Raw genomic sequence first — 16,578 nt, 5'->3', positions numbered from 1 at the left:
AAGCGTGACCGCGTGAGGGCCGGCAGGTGTTCACCGGTAATCTTGCAGCGCCTATCAGATCGAGCGCCGCCCGCGCGCCGCATCGCTGGCCAGCTCCCACATTTGTTTCGGGCCAATTATGCCTGTGAGGGTACCGTTGCCCGCCTTGGTGCATGTCTCAAGTCGGGTGAAGCGCCTGTGGTGCCCACCTCAATACCGCGTCGTACCAACAAGGCGGACAGCGATGAAAGCACAGGAGTGACTGGCCCGAAACAAATGTGGGAGCTGGCTTGCCAGCGATGCGCCGCGCGGGCGGCGCTCGATCTGATAGGCGCTACAAGATCTTCGGTGAACACCTCTCGGCCCTCACGCAATACCATTCAAGGCACCCTCGAACAGCTGGCATGCAAATCAGGAGGCGTCCTACAGGTTTACCGCTGTTTAACCCTCACAAATAACGCTAGTTTGTCCAAGCGCTAAGAACGCTCACGCGGCGGAATCCCGTTCCCGTTAGAAACGGCTCTCCTGATTCTGGAAGGCCAATCATGGACAACCACTACTCCTCCACCCTCTTCACCCGCCACAACCGTCCCCTCCACACCCTCTGGCTCGAATCCCAGGCCTGGTTCTGTGCCCACGAACTCGGCCGGATGACCGGACGCTTCTTCGACGAACACTGCATCCGCAAGCTCGACCCGGACCAGCATCGCACCGTGCAGCTGCTGCGCTACGGCCAGTACAGCGAGACCACCATGGTCAGCGAGTCCGGAGCCTATACCCTGCTGGCCCATCATCACATTCCGGAAAACCGCCACCTGCTCCACTGGCTGACCCATGAGGTGGTGGCGGTGCTGCGCGATGGGCAGGACTCGGCGCTGGAAGACCTGCCGCGCCTAGGCATGATGTGCTGGCCGGGTGGGCATACGGCGAGTCTGTTGTATTGGCAAAGTGAGCCTTGGGTACGGATGCGGGATATGCCGGTGGTGATGGCGGCGGAGTTGCCCGTGGTGGTGCCCGAGCGGCGCAAGCTGAGCTGGAAGGAATGTGCGCAGCGGGCGTTGCGGTTGCATGGGGTGGGGGATTGAAGATCCCCGTGTGTATTGCGGCCCAATGTCACGAAACAGTTCCGATTTAACCTCAAGCCTTGCGCGATCTTTGTAGGAGCGGCCTTGTGCCGCGAAAGGGCTGCGTAGCGGCCACAGAATCTCAGAACTGAGCACATAGTGCCGGGGCCGCTTTGCGGCCCTTTCGCGGCACAAGGCCGCTCCTACAGGGGGCTATAGCGGCCTGGGAAATAGCGCTCTCTGCGATCCGCATCATCTACTTACGTTTTCTGCTTGGACACAGCTAAAATTAAGATCTAGCGTACATTCCTATGTCAGAAACTATTAAATTTTTTCTGACTACGATGGAGGTCTCCGTGTCCGTAGCGGAATCAATTGCCAGCCACATCAAATACCTGCCCAAAGGCACGCCGTTCACGATCGATCGCTTTATCGAGGCGGGGTCGCGGGCGTCGGTGGACAAGGCGCTGTCCCGCCTCGTCCAGGCGGGTACGTTGGAGCGGGTCGCGCGTGGGGTGTACATGCGACCGAAAGTAAGCCCCTATGTGGGCAAGGTACGGCCCAGCCCCACGACGGTGATGATGGTCATCGCCAAGGCCAGGGGTGAAACCATCCAGGTCCATGGCTCGGAGGCGGTTCGTCTGTTCAGGCTCAGCACACAGATGCAGGTACGCCCCACCTACTACACCAGCGGCACCACCCGCGATATCCGGGTCGGGGACGCGGTTGTCCATCTGCGGCATGTCTCACCCGACAAACTGCAATGGGCCGGCACCCAAGTGGGCTTGGCATTGTGTGCGCTGTTTTACATCGGCAAGAGCAAGCTGAACGTGGCCACAGCCGAAGCCATTCTGGCTCGGCTCAGCACGGCGGAAATCTCCAGATTACTGTCCAGTCGGATGCCTGCATGGATGCGAGAGGTGCTCCGTAACACGCAAGGGATGCTCCATGAACGATTGCTACCTGAATCTTCCCGCAACAGCCCAACGTGAAATCCTCGAGGCCGCCGCCGCGGCCTCCAATCGCTCCGCCGCCATTCTGGAAAAGGATATCTGGCTGACCTTTCTGCTTGGCCAACTGTTCAGCATGCCGGATCGCCTGCCCATGGCGTTCAAGGGCGGTACTTCGTTATCCAAGGCCTATTCGGTGATAAATCGGTTTTCCGAGGATGTCGATATCACCGTCGATTACCGTAGCCTTGCCCCTGACTGGCCCATAACCGAACTGCTCAAACAAGGAACGCGCTTCCGAAGCCGCTTTGGCGACAGTCTGCGGGAAGACGTGAAGCGCCATACCCACAACGTGATCAGACCCTATCTCCAGCGTCAGCTGAGTGCCTTGCCCTGTGCTGATGAATGTTCGATCAACCTGAGCTGCGACGGTGAACAGTTGGAGGTGCAATACCCCTCTCGTGTCAGCGTTGGCGGTGAATACCTTCGGGATCACGTGCTGATCGAGTTCGGCGGGCGGAATATCATTGACCCCAATTCGATATTCACCATTCGCCCGGATATCGCCTCGATGATACCGGCAGTGGATTTTCCACAAGCCGAGGTCGTGGTGCTGGCCGCAGAACGAACCTTCTGGGAGAAAGCCACGCTGATCCATGCCGCATGCAACCGGCTGCTACCGGAGGGAATCAACCGCTACTCCCGGCATTGGTACGACCTGGCCATGTTGGCGCGTCACGCCTGTGGCAAAACCGCCAAGACTGACATGGCCTTGCTGAGTGATGTGATCGATTTGAAGAACACTTTCTACCGAAGCCAGACCACCCAGTACCAGCGCTGCCTGGAAGGTGAGCTCAAGCTGATTCCCTCGGGTGACAACCTGGAGCGGTTACGCACTGACTTCGAAGCGATGCGCGCTGCTGGCATGTTCTATGGGGTCTGCATTGAGTTGGAGCAAGTGCTGGATGACTTGAGCGTGTTGCAGGAGGACATCAATCGAACAGCGCTGCGTTGGACCGCCCTGCAATCTCAGCGCTAGCCATCACATCGCGGGACAAGCAGGTTGCGCAAAAAGCTGTGGGAGCGGGCTTGCCCGCGAACACCGGCGCAGCCGGTGCCATGCATCGCAAGTCTTGAAAGTAAGCAGGTACCAACCTCACAAGCTCCGGAATTTTATGAGTGATAAGAGCTGCTGTAGTAACTCTTACCACTCATAAGAACTGCCAAGGCAGGCTTTACAATGAATGTTTTTCCGTTGGCATGCGCCGACAGGCTAATGAAAATAGGGCTTCTGGCCAGAACCAGGCGTCTTGAGCGAAAAATTCGCCAGAAAGATCTAGCCGCCCAATCCGGGTTGTCCATCACCACGCTCGCTAAAATCGAGGCAGGTACACCTACTGTTGAGATGCGCAGCTACATGATCGCGCTGTGGCATCTGGGTTTGCTTGATGAGGTGTTCCAGGATGTGCCGATGTCCTCCCCCGCTTCCTTCGCCACTGAGCACCGAGTGCGTCTTAAGAAAGTGTCCGAGGACAATTTCTGATGAATGAGGCGTGCGAGCGGCGCCACGCCGCAGGGGCTTACCCCGCGAAGCCGGTGCCACCCTTCGCGGGGCAAGCCCGCTCCCACGCCCTCATCTGCTCACAATGGACTTAGTGAGCAACATCCAGCGGCATCCGATACTCGATCACCCCCGGCTTCTCGGCAATCCAGTCATACAACCGCTGCGCAGTCCGGTTGGTCTCCTGGGTATGCCAGTACAACCGGTCGCACTGCTGCTGCCGGGCCTGGTCCTGGACGAACTCGATCAGTTGCTTGCCGATCATCCGCCCCCGGGCGCTCGGGCACACGAACAGATCTTCCAGGTAGCAGAAGTCGTTGCGCCCCCAGGTCGAGCGGTGGAACACATAGTGGACGAAGCCGAAGAGCCGTTCGCCGTCGGTGGCCACGGCGCAGTGCATGGGCTCGGCTGGGTCGAAGAAGCGGGCCCAGGTGCGCTCGGTGATGGCTGGGCCCAGGTCTACCTGGTAGAAGGCCTGGTATTGCGCCCAGTAGTCGTGCCAGGGCTGGAGGTCGGTTTGCTTCACTTCGCGGATGAAGACAGGTAGTTGGGTGGTGGTCATTGGTGGAACCCCTTTTTGGGCAACGCAGTGTGGATGAGTGAGGGGGCCGGCCTGCCCGTAGCGCTTGCCTTCCTTGGTGGTTGCTTGCGGGCTGGGGTTTTATAGCGGATAAATGGTTGGTTTTTACCTGCCAATTAGTTGGAAGTTTCCAGACCATTTTGGGGTTCTGGATAGGGGTAAGGCTTGAGATTGCCGGGGGCGCTTTGCGCCCCGGCATTGGCATCCATAAATCAGGTTTAACAGCCAGGGAATCAGGCCAATGTTCAAACACGCGCAACTGGAATCGGTGAAAGCCTGGATCAACGACCCCGCCCATGCTGCGCTGGCCTTGCATGTACGTATTCAACGGGCTATCCGTCAGTTGATCCTCGACGGCGCACTGCCGGTGGGCAAGGCGCTGCCCGCCTCGCGTCCGCTGGCCCAGTCCCTGGGCGTCTCGCGGGATACCGTGGAGTCGGCCTACAGCCAGTTGCACGTCGAGGGCTTTATCGAGCGGCGCGTGGGCAGTGGCAGCTTCGTGTCGCAACGGGCCCGCTGCCTGCCATCGCGCAAGCGCCAGCATCCGGCACATCAGCAAGCCCCCGTGCAGTTGAGCCGCCGAGGTGAAGCGGTGTTGCACAGCGGTGGCGTCCACAACTTCCAGTCGCCCCGCCCCTTCGCTCCGGGCGTGGCCGAAACCCGGCATTTCCCCCTGGCCATCTGGGAGAAGCTGGAACGACAGGTGTACAAGGAATACGGCACGCGGGCGCTGGAACACAGCGAGCCGCAGGGCATGGCCCCGTTGCGCAGGGCAATCGCCGACTACCTCAACCTCGAGCGCGGGGCCCAGGCATCCGCCGAGCGCATCCTGATCCTCACCAGCTCGCAGCAGGCCCTTGGCCTGTGCGCCCAGGTGCTCATGGACGCAGGCGACCAGGTGCTGGTCGAGGACCCGCTGTACCAGGGCACCCGCAAGGCTGTCACCGCCGCCGGCCTGGCATGCGTGCCGGTCCCGGTGGACGCGCACGGCCTGCATGTGGACGCCATGGCACGGCTGGCGCCGGATGCCCGGGCGGTGTTCCTCACCCCTTCGCACCAATACCCGACCGGCGCGACCCTGGCGCTGGACCGGCGCCTGCTGGCGATCGAATGGGCCCGCCAGCAACAGGCCTGGATCATCGAGGACGACTACGACAGCGAGTTCCACTACGCCGGCCGCCCCACCGCCTGTGTGCAGGGCCTGGACCCACACGACCGCACGCTGTACATCGGCACCTTCACCAAATCGCTGTTCGCCGGCCTGCGCATCGGCTACCTGCTGCTGCCGCCCCAGCTCGTCACGCCGATGACCGCCGCTCGCACGCTGCAGGACGGGCATAACGCCTCCATCGCCCAGCTGACCCTGGCCCGGTTCATGGAGGGTGGCCACTTCAACGCCCATGTGCGGGCCATGCGCGCGCTCTACGCCGAGCGGCGGGATGTACTGGCGGATCTGCTGCGCAGGCACCTGGGGGCGTTTCTCGTGCCGCAGGTGCCCGCCGGCGGGCTGCAGATGCCCTGCCATTTCGTGCAGGGCTTGCCTGAAGACGCCGTGGTCAGGGCGGCACGCGGAGTAGGGATCGATCTGTTGGGGCTGGGCAGCTTGTACGCGGTGCCGAGGAACGATGCCGGCTTGCTGATGGGGTTTGCGGCACTGACACCCGCTGAGATGAGGGCGGCGGTGGTGAAACTGGAGAAGGTGTTGGCAGGTGCCCAGAAGAAAATAGGCTCGCCCACGCCACAAATCGGCATCTAAAGTGCCAGACAGGAAATCCTGTCGAACGTGGTCATGGGCGAGTTAATAGTTGAGCGTAGCGCGGATATCCAAGTCTGCAAACGCAGGCCCCATTGCCCCCTCGATACCTGCCAGAGCTGTATTGAAAAACCCAGCCCCCCTGTATCTATTGCAGTCCCACCCTTCCCTCCACCATCCCTTCCACACTCCCCTGGATGGCTAAAGGAACCCGCATCATGGCTGCCCTGCTGCTGCAAATGTCCCCCATTGGCCTGGTGATCGCCCTGATCCTGCTGCTGCGCCGCCCGCCCGTGCAAGCTGCGCTGGCCGGCGTGGCCGGTGTCCTGCTGCTGTGGGGCCTGGGCGCCGCGCAGCCGCTGTCGACGGCGGTGTCCGGCGCGATCCTGCAAGACACGCTGATCCTGTTTCTCAGCACCGCCGGCGTGATCGTCCCGGGCCTGGCCTTTGCCATTCTGGTCGAGCGCGCTGGCGCCCCGCAGGCTATCGGGGCCTGGGTCCGGGAACTGGGCTGGACGCCACCGATGCAGGTGATCTTCATCGTCCTGGGCTTGGCGCCGCTGCTGGAGGCGATGACCGGGTTCGGGGTGTCGCTGATCGCCACCGTTCCGTTGCTGATGGGGCTGTTTTCGCGCCAGACAGGCATGAAAATGGCGTTGGCGGGGATGGTGGTGATGCCGTGGGGCACCCTCGGGCTGGCCACGGTGATCGGCGCTCTGTTGGCTCATTTACCGGCGCAGGAACTGGGCAGCCATTCGGCGCTGGTCAGCGCACCGGTGTTTCTCTGCCTGGCCGCCGTGGCACTGGCCTTGGCGGGGATCCGCAGTCTCAAGGCATGGCTAGGGCTGGCGGTGATCTCGCTGCTGTTCAGCACAGTGCTGTATACGGTCAACCGCTGGATCGGGCCCGAGGCTTCGGGCGTGCTGGCCGGGCTGGCGGTGGCCTGCACAGGCCTGGGACTGTCCTGGGCACGGCGAGGAACGTTGGTGCACTGGCCGCGGGCGGCATGGCCGTACCTGGCGTTGCTCGGGGTGATCGTCGCCTCGCGTGGGCTGTTCCTGGTCTCGGGCTGGGACGGCGGGTGGGTGGTGCACGGCGCCAATGTGGCGTGGAAGCCACTGGCTTCGCCGGGGCTGGCCTTGCTGCTGGTGGTGCTGATGATGGTCGGGCGCCAAGGCGCGGGCTTCCCATGGCAGGCGTTGGTCACCCGGGCGCGGTTCCCGGTGGCGACGATCTTCCTGTTCCTGCTGCTGTCGCAGGTGATGGTCAAGGCCGGCTTCCTGGTCGAGGCGCAACGGGCCTTGCAGTCGCTGTCCGGCGTATCGCTGGCCGCGACGGTGTCGTTGCTGGCAGGGCTGGCCGGCTATGTCACCAGCTCCAACGTCGGCGGCACCACCCTGGTGATGCCCGCCATCGCGGCACTGTCCGACAGCCATGGTGCCTGGCTGGCCGCCATGGCCAACAGTGCCGCCGGGCACGGCGCGCTGGGATCGTTGTCGATCCTGTCGCTGATCATCGGGCTGGCCGGTGCCAACCGCACCGAGGAGCACGGGCTGATCCGCTTCGGCTTTACCCTGGTCGTGTTGAACATCGTCATCGTGGCTGCAACCGGCGTAGTTTTGCTCTACCTTTCCGGGGCCTGAACCTGACTCGACAAAGAGCCCTCATGGACCGCATTTCCAAGCCCGACAAACGCTGGCACACCGTCAACGCCTGGCTGCTGCGCCAGATCGACAGCGGCGAATGGCCCAGCGGCATGCAATTGCCTTCGGTGCGTGAACTGGCGCGGCTGTTCGACAGTAGCATCGCCACCGTGCAACGGGCACTGGCGGAGCTGGAGGCCAATGCCTATGTGCAGGCCACGCCACGGGTGGGCTATTTCGTCGCCAAGGGCGCGGCCCAGGTGCAGGGGTTCGACCTGGCCAGCGTCACCGTCAACGTCGACCACGCGGTGGTCGCCATGCTTGCCCAGGCGGCCAGCAACACCACGCTTTCGCTGAGCTCGGCGGTGCTGCATGACGAACTGGCGCCCCAGGTTCTGCTGAGCAGATGCCTGGCCTCCCTGGCGAGCAAGGCCGATCTGGCGCTGGCCGGGCTGATCGCCCCACCCGGCCTGGCCTCGCTGCGCCGACGCATCGCCGGGCTGATGCTGCAACGCGGCGTGGCCTGCGGGCCGGACGATATCCTGGTGACCTCGGGCGACACCGTGGCCCTGGAGCTGGCCCTCGAAGCCGTCGCCCGGCCGGGGGCCACGGTGGCCATCGAAACGCCCACCTACTACGGCATCCTGCAGACCATCGAACGCCTGGGGATGCGCGCCCTGCCCATCCGCACCCACGCCGACAGCGGCATGGACCTCGAGCACCTGGAATGGGCCCTAAAGCGCGGCAAGGTCGATGTGGTGTTCCTCAACCCGACGCTGCAGAACCCACGGGGCTTCATCATGCCCGACGCGGCGCGGGCACGGCTCTCACAGCTGGCGCAGGCGGCGGATGTGCCGATTATCGAGGACGATATCTTCTTCGACCTGGTGGACGAGGCGCAGCGGCCGAAGGCGATCAAGCACTACGACGAGACTGGGCAGACGATCTATTGCTCGTCGTTCTCCAAGACCGTGGCGCCGGGGTACCGGGTGGGCTGGTGCGTGGCCGGACGGTACCGGGATGCGATCCTGGCCCAGATGTTTTCGCGTAACCTGGCGGTGTCGAGCCTGGCGCAGCGGGTGCTGGATGAGTTTATCGGGCGGGGGTACATGGACGAGCACTGCGCGAAGCTGCGCGGGCGGCTGGTAGCGCAGACCGAGGTGATGGCGACGCTGGTGCAGTCGGTGTTTCCGGCGGGGACACGGTATGTGGCGCCGCAGGGCGGGTTTATCCATTGGGTCGAATTGCCGGAAGGGACGGACATGCTGGTGCTGCAACGGCTTGCGGCGGAGCGTGGCTGCAATGTCGGCGCCAGCGGGATGTTCTTTGCCGATGGGGAGTGTGGCACTGGGTTGCGGGTGTGCCTGGGGCGGGTGATCACGCCGCAGGTGATGGGCGGGTTGAGGGTGCTGGCGGAGTGTGCGGCGCTTTCAGGCGCTTGATTGCTGGGGGCGCTTTGCGCCCCTTTCGCGGCACAAGGCCGCTCCTACAGAGAGATGCACGCTCCCGTGTAGGAGCGGCCTTGTGCCGCGAAAGGGCTGCGCAGCAGCCCCAGCTATCTGGATCAGGCCAAATGCACCTGGCTGCGCAAATGCTCGGCCAACATATCGATAAAGGTCCGCACCTTGGTCGAGCCATATTTGCTCTCCCGATGCAGGATATGGATCGGCCAGGGCGCCTCTTCATACTCGGCCAGGATCACCTGCAAGCGCCCGGCCGCCACTTCATCCGCCACCTGGTACGACAGCAGCCGGGCAATCCCGAGCCCGGCACTGGCCGCGGCGATGGCGGCGTCGTTGCTGGTCACGGTGAGGCGCGGCTTCATGCGGATCAGCGTCGGGTCGTCGATGGCGCCGAAGCGCCAGTCCGTGCGTGGCGACAGGGTCCCGGCGGCGATGACTTCATGCTTCTGCAATTCCGAGGGATGGCGCGGTGTGCCGTGGCGTTCAAGGTACTCGGGCGAGGCGCACAGCAATCGGCGCATCCTGCCCACGCGCAACGCCTTGAGGCCCGAATCGGGCAACTGGCCGATGCGCACCGCCACGTCCATGCCCTCCTCCACCAGGTTCACCACGCGGTCGAGAAAGTACGCCGACACATCCACCTCGGGGTACTGCTGCAGGTAACGGACGATGCACGGCATGACGAACTTCTTGCCGAACAGGATCGGTGCGGTCACCGCCAGGTCGCCCTTGGGCGCGGCGTTGATGCCGGCGGCGGCTTCGTTGGCCTCGACGATGCTGGCGAGGATATGCCGGGTATCTTCCAGGTAGCGCCCGCCGGCCTCGGTCAGGCGCACACTACGGGTGGTGCGCAGCAACAGCTTGACCCCGAGTTGTTCCTCCAGGGCGCTGACGGCGCGGGTCACCGCCGCCGGCGAGATGGCCAGGCGACGGGCGGCGGCGGCGAAGCTTTCCAGCTCGCCCACGGCCACGAACACTTTCATCAGGTGGATCTGGTCCATGCCGCGCCCCACGCGTTGTCGTGGGGCGATTATCGCCGTGGTCACGCTAGAGCTCCAGTACCAGGGGCTGCACGCCGCCCTCGGCCTGGGCGGGGATGGCGCAGCAGATCAACACGCTGCCGGGCTCGGGCAATTCGGCGGGCGGGTTCGGGTAGTGGACCTGGCCGCTGACCAGTTTGGTCCTGCAGGTACCGCAAGAGCCCCCTCGGCAACTGAAGTCCGGCGACAGGCCACGGCTTTCCGCCAGTTCCAGCAGCGTGCCGCTGTCCGGCGCCCAACGCGCTTCCTTGGCGGAGCTGGCGAAGTACACCGGCACCGGCTCGCTGGCGGGAGGGGGCTGTTGCAGCGTCGGCTGGTTGTCGTCGGTGTGGCGGCGCAGGGTCGAGGGGCCGAAGGCTTCGGCATGGATGCGGGCGTCGGGCACATGCACGCCGCGCAGGCCTTCGTACAGGTCCTGGGTGAAGCTGGCCGGGCCGCAGAGGTAGAAGTCGTAGTCATCCAATGCCAGCGTGGCCTTGACCTGCTCGATGCCCAGGCGGCTGGCGAATTGGTAGTCATGCCCTGGCACGGCCGAAGGTTCGGGCTGGCTCAGGGCACGATGGATGCTCAGAAAGCCATTGGCCTGTTGCTGGAGCGCGGCAAGCTCCTGCTGGAACGGCATGTCGGCCAGTGTGCGCCCGCCATGGAACAGATGGATTCGCCGCCCCTGCCCCTTGGCCAATTGCTCGCGGAGCATGGCGATCAACGGGGTGATGCCGACGCCCGCGCCGATCAGCACAAGGGGCCGGTCGCTCTGCTGATCCAGGGTGAAGCTGCCCGTGGGCTGGCGCACCTGAAGACGATCGCCGACCTTCACCTGTTGGTGCAGATAGCGTGACGCCGGCCCCTGCGCCTTGACGCTGATGCGCAGGAAGCCATCGGACGGCGCGCTGGACAGGCTGTAGGTACGAATCAGCGGCGTCTCCCCATCGATGCGCAAACGCACGGGAATATGCTGACCAGGGGCGAAGGCCACCGCGGCGCCATCCTCGGGTTGCAGATGGAACGAGCGGATATCGCGACTCTCCTGCTCGATGCGCAGTACCCGCCAGGTCAGCCACTGGCGCTGCCGTTCGCGCTGTTGCAGGCGCTGCTCGGCCTCGCGCCAGGTGCCGGTCATCAGGCTGGTGGGTGCGTATTCCTGGAAGGCCCAGCGCAGCGATACGGCAGCAAGGCGCAGCACCACCTGCTCGATGTCCAGGGTCCAGATCCGCTCGGCGCCTTCGAAGGCGCTGATCAGCGGGCTGTCGAGAATCACCTCGGTACGCCCGGAAACCTGCAGCACATCGCCCGTGGTGAAGTCGACGAACAGCAGGCCGGCGACCGGGTTGACCAGCAGATTGCCGAGGGTATTGAAATGCAGGTTGCCGGCGTAGTCGGGAATGGTCAGGCGATTGCCCTCGACCCTGACGAAACCAGGCCGGCCACCGCGATGGGACACGTCCACCGAGCGCTGGCCAGCGTCCTGATCGACGTAGCTGGCGACAAAGAAGGTGTCGGCGCTTTCGATGATGGCGCGGGTCGCGGCATCCAGTGCCGTTGAATTCCGGCGCCCCTGCGGCGGCTCGTCGACACGGGTGTACTCACGCAGCTGAATGTACTGCGGGCAGTTGCCGAACGACTGCTCGACCACCACCTCCAACTGGCCGGCGCTGGCCCTGCGGATTAGGCCATTGAGGCGATTGCGCCGCCGCGTGTGCAGCTCGATCCCCAGCAGGCCGATGGCACCACCCGCCACCAGCCCTGGCGTGGCCGGATCGTCGCTGGAGAGGTCGGTGCCGATCAGCAGCTGCCGTGGATCGGGCGAGCTGACGAAGCCTTCCGGGCCTTCGAGCAGCGTCGCCCAGGGTTTGCCTGCGGCGTCCACGGCACCGGCCACCATAAACGGCAACTGCTGGTAGAACGTGCGATGCTGGTCGGGCATGTAGTCACGAATGACCTTCTGCCCGAACGCCTCCATGCGCTCTGCAACACCGACGTGCTCCTGCAGCTGTTTTTCACCTGCATGCCAGGGCGATTGCATGGCGGCATCCCTCGGGAGTCAGAGCGTGGTCTGCAAACCGATGACCGTACGTGGCATCGGCACAAAGCCCGGCAGCGCCTCGACACGGGCCAGCCAGGCGCGCACGTTGGGGTACGGCTCCAGCGACACGTTGCCTTCCGGCGCGTGGGCGATGTACGAGTAGTTGGCGATATCGGCGATGGTCGCCTGGCTACCGACCAGGAACGGGCCCTTGGCCAGTTCAGCGTCGATCACCTTGAGCAGGGTGTGGGCGCGGCCGATGACTTCATCGGTATTGAACGAGGCACCGAACACCGTCACCAGGCGTGCAGCCGCCGGGCCGAAGGCCAGGGGACCCGCCGCCACCGACAGCCAGCGCTGTACACGGGCGGCGCCGAGCGGATCCGCAGGCAACCAGCGCTCACCGCCGTAGGCCTTGGCCAGGTAGACCAGGATGGCGTTGGAGTCGGCGATGACGATGCCGTTGTCATCGATCACCGGCACCTGGCCGAACGGGTTGATGGCGAGAAATTCTGGCTGCTTGTGCTCGCCCTTGGCCAGGTCGACGAAGACCAGTTCGGTAGGCAGTTCGAGCAGCGACAGCATCAGCTCGATGCGGTGGGCATGGCCGGACTTGGGGAAGTTGTACAGCTTGATCGGGCTTGGCATGTGCGGGGCTCCGGATCAGCGCCGGGAGTGGCGCTGCTGGAGGACATGCTGCACCGGATCGCCCGACAGCAGAATCAGTGCTGGGAGCAATCCAGTATTTCGGTAGGTGGAATAATCACGATTGCGGGGCAAGTCGGGTCGCCGCATCGCCGCTCCCACGCGCCCGCGACTACGATCTCAATGACGGTGCTGTTTCTGGTACTGATACAGCCCTCGCGCCGCCTCGACCACCAGCGGCACACAGGCCTGATGCTCATCGAAGCTCATCGAATCGAGCAGCTCGAAATTGTCTTCCAGCCCATGCAGGGAAATGGCCTTGAGCAGACGATCCTGCTCCGGCGGCAGCTCGCTCCACTCGGCTACCTGGGTACCGCGCATGTAGCCGAAGCACCATTCCTCGAGAATGATCGTCGGGCCCTCTTCGCCTTTGCCTTCCTCGAACAGCGGTTCGAAGTGCTCAATGTCGTCGGCCAGCTCTTCCGCCACCTGGCTGGCGTAACGGAGCATCAACGCGGTGTAGGCCTCTTCATGGGCGGGCTTCTTGAACTTCGGCACCTTGCCGCCGGCGACAGCGGGTAGCCATTGCTCAGGGTTGACCTTGCTGGGGGAACAGGCCAAAGCGGTGAAGAAGCCGTTGAGTTCGGCGAGGTTGAGCACCGAATAGTCGTTGCCGTAGGTCATCAGCAGGTCTTCGAGGCGATCGAGTTCTTTTTCGCTGAGCGCGGGGAGCATGGGCGGGTGTCCTAGGGTGGAAATTTGCGTGCACCCTAGCACAGGCAACGCCTGCCCGCTCCCATCAAGGGAACGGGCATCTGGCTATTGCTGCAGCCAGTGCGCCAGGTCGGCCTGCCGCCCGCTGCCGATCAGCAGCCACAGCAAGAGTCGGCACTTGCGCGGGCAGAGCCAGCCGGCCATGTGCAGGCCCCGGGCCTGCAGGTCGATCTCACCGCCGATAAATCCGTAGGTCCCCTGGGCTGTCGGGCCATTGCCGGTGCGGGAGGCGATGATCACCGGCATGTTGCCGGCGATGCTCCCCAACGCCTCGGCCCAGGCTTCGGAAACATGGCCTGCGCCAAAGCCGGCAATCACCAGCCCTGAATAGCCCAAACTACCGATGGCTTGCAGCAGCCTCGTATCAGCATCGAGACAAGCCTCCAGCAGGACGACCTGGTGATCCACCTGCACCGGCAGGGGCAACACCCGCCTTGGCGTGGCAGCCTGGCGATAAATTGGGCGGCCCTCCACGACCTCCCCTATCGCTCCTGTGCCGGGCGACTCGAAGGCCGCCATTGCCAGGCTGGCAGTCTTGCGTACCCGGGCGGCTTGGTGGATCTGGTCATTGATCACCACCAGCACACCACGCCCCCGGCTACCATCGGCTATCGCCACCTGCACTGCCGCCAGCAGGTTCGCCGGACCATCCGCGCCCGGTTGGCTGGCCGAACGCATGGCGCCGGTCATGATCAGCGGGATGTCATGGGGCCAGAGCAGGTCAAGGAAATACGCGGTCTCCTCCAGCGTATCGGTGCCTTGGGTGAGGACCACGGCCTGGGCCCCCGCTTGCACTTGCGCGCTTGCCCAGGCCAGCGCGTTCAGCATGTCGCTGAATGCCAGCGAGGCGCTCGGCACCAGGCACAACGTGGCGGTGCTGATCTGCGCCAGTGCCTCCAGTTGCGGCAGGGACGCCAACAATGCCGCGCAATCGAGTCGGGGTGTCACCCCCTGCCCCGGCGCCCCGGATTGCATGCTGACCGTGCCGCCCAGGCTGGCGATCGAAACACGTGGTGCTGTCATGGGTTACCTCCCGCAAACAGGCCGACCAGGGGCACGATGCCCAGGGTGCTGATGGCCATGGACAGGACATTGCCGATATAGCCGTGCATGTAACCCGGCAAGCGCTGGCTGATGGCCACGGCAAGCGGTGGCGCGATCAGCGCGCCGAGCACGGCGCTGGCGACGATCACCTGCCAACTGCCGCCCAGTGTCAGCACGGCGGCTGGTACGATCGAAACGATAGGAATATAGGTCGGATACCAGCCCCGTTCTTGCCATTGCCGCCGCCAGAACAGCACACCAACCAGCGATGCCAATGCCTGCCCGGCCACCATCTGCAGCACCAGTTGCGAGCCATAGGCCGGTGCCGCCGGGGCCAATACATAAGCCAGCAACACGCCCAGCAGCAAGCCGAGGCTGGCCAGTTCATTGCCAAAAAACGGCGCCTCGCTGAAATCGGCCAGTACCCGACGCAGGGTCCAGACCACACCATAGTCGGGCTGGCTGGCCGTCGCGGCGACCACTGGACGCTGTCCGTCGCGAACCAGCGCCGGGAAGCGCTTGCACAGCAGGAACGCCAGTACACTTGCCAGGGCCATGCCACTGACATTGCCGATCACCACCGGCAACTGCAGCGGGTAGCACAGGTAGTTGACCAGCAGCAGGCTGGCGGGCGTAACCAGCACGGCACCGAGCAGCGCGCCATTGATCGTGACGCGCCAACCGCCGCCAAACAGCAGGACCATGGCCGCCGGTAACGAGACAAAGGCGACGAAGGTCGGCTGCCAGGCACCACCGTCCAGGGTCCAGCCCCACAACGCATGGCTGAGCAGCAGGCCAAGCAGCGAGCTGATGATCAGCCAGGGCCACAGCCCGGTGCCGTAGCAGATGGCAAAGCCTTGCCAGCAATACCCGCGCTGCTGGGCCCAATGCGCGAGGCTCGCCCCCAGCAGCAGCCCCAGTGCCGGCAATTCGTGCTTGTAGAAGGCGACCTCGCTGATATCACCGACAATCCAGCGCAACCTGCTCAGTGGCTGGTCGAGGGTTGCGACGAGCTGCGCATAATCGGGCCATCCACCCAACATCAGGCTGGCAACGCAAAGCAGCGCAAGGCCCAGGAGAATCAGCGACGACGACCGTTGCCGCGTTAAGGAAAGGCGCTGTTCCATGACGCCTCCTCAACGTGGCATCGGCGCATGCAGCCGATAACCCAGGGTGGCGTCGTAGAGGTCGGTGCGCCGGTCACGCGGCAGGTCGTTGAGGCTGTTCCAGATCGGCGCCGAGCGGGCGGCGCTAAGGTCGACGTCGGCATAGAGGACGCACTCCTCCTCGGCATTGGCCACCTCGCCGATAGGCCAGCCGTTGGTGCCGGCAATCAGCGAACAACCGAGGAAGCGCCCGCCCCGTTCGCGACCGATGCGATTGGCGGCGGCGATGTAGACATTGTTGACGTGGGCCGCGGTCATTGTCAGGTACGAGGCCATGCAGCGTCCGGCCTCGTCGAACAGCGGCGGCGGTGTCCAGACCCAGTTGTTCAGGCTGCAGATGATGTCGGCGCCCTGCGCCGCCATGAGCCGTGGCACCTCCGGGAACCAGATGTCCCAGCAGATCAGCAGGCCGATGCGGCCGATGGGCGTTTCGAATACCGGGAAGCCCAGGTCCCCTGGCGTGAACCAGAGCTTTTCCTGGTTCCACAGGTGCGCCTTGCGGTAATGCCCGAGCCGCCCCTGCGGGCCGAACAGCACGGCGCTGTCGAAGAGCTTGAGGCCGTCACGCTCGGCGAAGCCTGCGGCCAGATACACCTGCTGCTCACGGGCGAACTCCGCCCAGGCCTGCAGGCATCGCCCATCCTCCAGCGACTCGGCGTGACCATAGGCCTCGGCGCGGGAGTTGAAGGTGTAGCCGGTGTTGGCCAGCTCCGGCAGCACGATCAGGTTGGCCCCTTCACGCGCGGCGCGGCGGGCCAGGGCCAGGCCACGGCTCAGGTTGCCATCGCAATGGTCCAGGCCGACCTGCGGGTCGTACTGGATGACGGCAATGCGTACGGGGCTGACGGGAGTGGTGTGTTCCTGCATGGCGGCTTCCTGTTCTGGTTGTTGTG

The 16,578-nt window shown here is 64.2% G+C and carries 15 protein-coding genes; 7 read left to right on the top strand and 8 right to left on the bottom strand.

Annotation, left to right across the window (positions count from 1 at the left end; all coding sequences use genetic code 11):
• Positions 1-524: 524 nt before the first annotated feature.
• The 4 genes from AC0MAZ_RS10120 (at position 525) to AC0MAZ_RS10105 (ending at position 3,536) form a co-directional block, all read left to right on the top strand.
• Positions 525-1,064 carry a BRO-N domain-containing protein gene (locus tag AC0MAZ_RS10120; protein ID WP_475860980.1) on the top strand — a complete coding sequence of 180 codons (540 nt, stop codon included), beginning with the start codon at positions 525-527 and terminating at the stop codon, positions 1,062-1,064.
• Positions 1,065-1,399: 335 nt separating this feature from the next.
• Positions 1,400-2,035 carry a DUF6088 family protein gene (locus tag AC0MAZ_RS10115; protein ID WP_234563091.1) on the top strand — a complete coding sequence of 212 codons (636 nt, stop codon included), beginning with the start codon at positions 1,400-1,402 and terminating at the stop codon, positions 2,033-2,035.
• Complete coding sequence (locus AC0MAZ_RS10110; protein WP_234563092.1) at positions 1,992-3,032, top strand: nucleotidyl transferase AbiEii/AbiGii toxin family protein; 1,041 nt, start codon at positions 1,992-1,994, stop codon at positions 3,030-3,032. The genes AC0MAZ_RS10115 and AC0MAZ_RS10110 overlap by 44 nt, the downstream gene beginning before the upstream one ends.
• 201 nt (positions 3,033-3,233) lie before the next feature.
• Positions 3,234-3,536, top strand: coding sequence for a helix-turn-helix domain-containing protein (locus AC0MAZ_RS10105; RefSeq protein ID WP_213659915.1), 303 nt, complete (start codon positions 3,234-3,236; stop codon positions 3,534-3,536).
• A gap of 109 nt (positions 3,537-3,645) precedes the next feature.
• Here AC0MAZ_RS10105 and AC0MAZ_RS10100 read toward each other — a convergent pair whose 3' ends face one another.
• The gene (locus AC0MAZ_RS10100) at positions 3,646-4,116 is read right to left on the bottom strand and encodes an N-acetyltransferase family protein (RefSeq protein WP_475860978.1); all 471 of its coding nucleotides are present in this window, start codon (positions 4,114-4,116) and stop codon (positions 3,646-3,648) included.
• 259 nt (positions 4,117-4,375) lie between these two features.
• Between AC0MAZ_RS10100 and pdxR the strand changes: the two genes are divergently transcribed.
• The 3 genes from pdxR to AC0MAZ_RS10085 all read left to right on the top strand — a co-directional run bounded on the left by pdxR (position 4,376) and on the right by AC0MAZ_RS10085 (position 8,972).
• Positions 4,376-5,890 (top strand): MocR-like pyridoxine biosynthesis transcription factor PdxR, encoded by a 1,515-nt coding sequence (gene pdxR / locus AC0MAZ_RS10095; protein ID WP_475860976.1) that lies wholly within the window; start codon positions 4,376-4,378, stop codon positions 5,888-5,890.
• A gap of 215 nt (positions 5,891-6,105) precedes the next feature.
• Positions 6,106-7,530: an L-lactate permease gene (locus tag AC0MAZ_RS10090; protein WP_234563095.1), complete on the top strand. Its 1,425-nt coding sequence runs from the start codon at positions 6,106-6,108 to the stop codon at positions 7,528-7,530.
• A 23-nt stretch (positions 7,531-7,553) separates the two neighbouring features.
• A complete protein-coding gene (locus AC0MAZ_RS10085) occupies positions 7,554-8,972 on the top strand; it encodes an aminotransferase-like domain-containing protein (protein ID WP_475860974.1) in 1,419 nt (472 codons plus the stop codon).
• A gap of 122 nt (positions 8,973-9,094) precedes the next feature.
• Here AC0MAZ_RS10085 and AC0MAZ_RS10080 read toward each other — a convergent pair whose 3' ends face one another.
• From AC0MAZ_RS10080 to AC0MAZ_RS10050, 7 genes are all read right to left on the bottom strand, one after another.
• Positions 9,095-9,994 (bottom strand): LysR family transcriptional regulator, encoded by a 900-nt coding sequence (locus tag AC0MAZ_RS10080; protein ID WP_186656140.1) that lies wholly within the window; start codon positions 9,992-9,994, stop codon positions 9,095-9,097.
• A gap of 46 nt (positions 9,995-10,040) precedes the next feature.
• A complete protein-coding gene (locus AC0MAZ_RS10075; RefSeq protein ID WP_475860972.1) occupies positions 10,041-12,056 on the bottom strand; it encodes a pyridoxamine 5'-phosphate oxidase family protein in 2,016 nt (671 codons plus the stop codon).
• 18 nt (positions 12,057-12,074) lie between these two features.
• Positions 12,075-12,704 (bottom strand): glutathione S-transferase family protein, encoded by a 630-nt coding sequence (locus tag AC0MAZ_RS10070; RefSeq protein ID WP_232856678.1) that lies wholly within the window; start codon positions 12,702-12,704, stop codon positions 12,075-12,077.
• Between the two features lie 177 nt (positions 12,705-12,881).
• Positions 12,882-13,436, bottom strand: coding sequence for a UPF0149 family protein (locus AC0MAZ_RS10065; protein ID WP_475860970.1), 555 nt, complete (start codon positions 13,434-13,436; stop codon positions 12,882-12,884).
• An 84-nt stretch (positions 13,437-13,520) separates the two neighbouring features.
• A complete protein-coding gene (locus tag AC0MAZ_RS10060) occupies positions 13,521-14,498 on the bottom strand; it encodes an asparaginase (protein ID WP_475860968.1) in 978 nt (325 codons plus the stop codon).
• Complete coding sequence (locus tag AC0MAZ_RS10055; RefSeq protein WP_475861404.1) at positions 14,495-15,562, bottom strand: hypothetical protein; 1,068 nt, start codon at positions 15,560-15,562, stop codon at positions 14,495-14,497. The genes AC0MAZ_RS10060 and AC0MAZ_RS10055 overlap by 4 nt, the downstream gene beginning before the upstream one ends.
• 93 nt (positions 15,563-15,655) lie before the next feature.
• The gene (locus AC0MAZ_RS10050; protein ID WP_203647720.1) at positions 15,656-16,552 is read right to left on the bottom strand and encodes a nitrilase family protein; all 897 of its coding nucleotides are present in this window, start codon (positions 16,550-16,552) and stop codon (positions 15,656-15,658) included.
• Between the last annotated feature and the right edge of the window lie 26 nt (positions 16,553-16,578).

This window comes from Pseudomonas sp. A, assembly GCF_056270345.1.
This window is presented reverse-complemented; position numbering and strand designations above follow the sequence as displayed.

Coding starts and splice junctions, on each gene's coding strand:
- AC0MAZ_RS10080 (WP_186656140.1), bottom strand. CDS start 9,994: ATGGACCAGATCCACCTGATGAAAGTGTTCGTGGCCGTGGGCGAGCTG.
- AC0MAZ_RS10100 (WP_475860978.1), bottom strand. CDS start 4,116: ATGACCACCACCCAACTACCTGTCTTCATCCGCGAAGTGAAGCAAACC.
- AC0MAZ_RS10085 (WP_475860974.1), top strand. CDS start 7,554: ATGGACCGCATTTCCAAGCCCGACAAACGCTGGCACACCGTCAACGCC.
- AC0MAZ_RS10050 (WP_203647720.1), bottom strand. CDS start 16,552: ATGCAGGAACACACCACTCCCGTCAGCCCCGTACGCATTGCCGTCATC.
- AC0MAZ_RS10060 (WP_475860968.1), bottom strand. CDS start 14,498: ATGACAGCACCACGTGTTTCGATCGCCAGCCTGGGCGGCACGGTCAGC.
- AC0MAZ_RS10090 (WP_234563095.1), top strand. CDS start 6,106: ATGGCTGCCCTGCTGCTGCAAATGTCCCCCATTGGCCTGGTGATCGCC.
- AC0MAZ_RS10120 (WP_475860980.1), top strand. CDS start 525: ATGGACAACCACTACTCCTCCACCCTCTTCACCCGCCACAACCGTCCC.
- AC0MAZ_RS10075 (WP_475860972.1), bottom strand. CDS start 12,056: ATGCAATCGCCCTGGCATGCAGGTGAAAAACAGCTGCAGGAGCACGTC.
- pdxR (WP_475860976.1), top strand. CDS start 4,376: ATGTTCAAACACGCGCAACTGGAATCGGTGAAAGCCTGGATCAACGAC.
- AC0MAZ_RS10065 (WP_475860970.1), bottom strand. CDS start 13,436: ATGCTCCCCGCGCTCAGCGAAAAAGAACTCGATCGCCTCGAAGACCTG.
- AC0MAZ_RS10105 (WP_213659915.1), top strand. CDS start 3,234: ATGAATGTTTTTCCGTTGGCATGCGCCGACAGGCTAATGAAAATAGGG.
- AC0MAZ_RS10110 (WP_234563092.1), top strand. CDS start 1,992: ATGAACGATTGCTACCTGAATCTTCCCGCAACAGCCCAACGTGAAATC.
- AC0MAZ_RS10055 (WP_475861404.1), bottom strand. CDS start 15,562: ATGTTGGGTGGATGGCCCGATTATGCGCAGCTCGTCGCAACCCTCGAC.
- AC0MAZ_RS10070 (WP_232856678.1), bottom strand. CDS start 12,704: ATGCCAAGCCCGATCAAGCTGTACAACTTCCCCAAGTCCGGCCATGCC.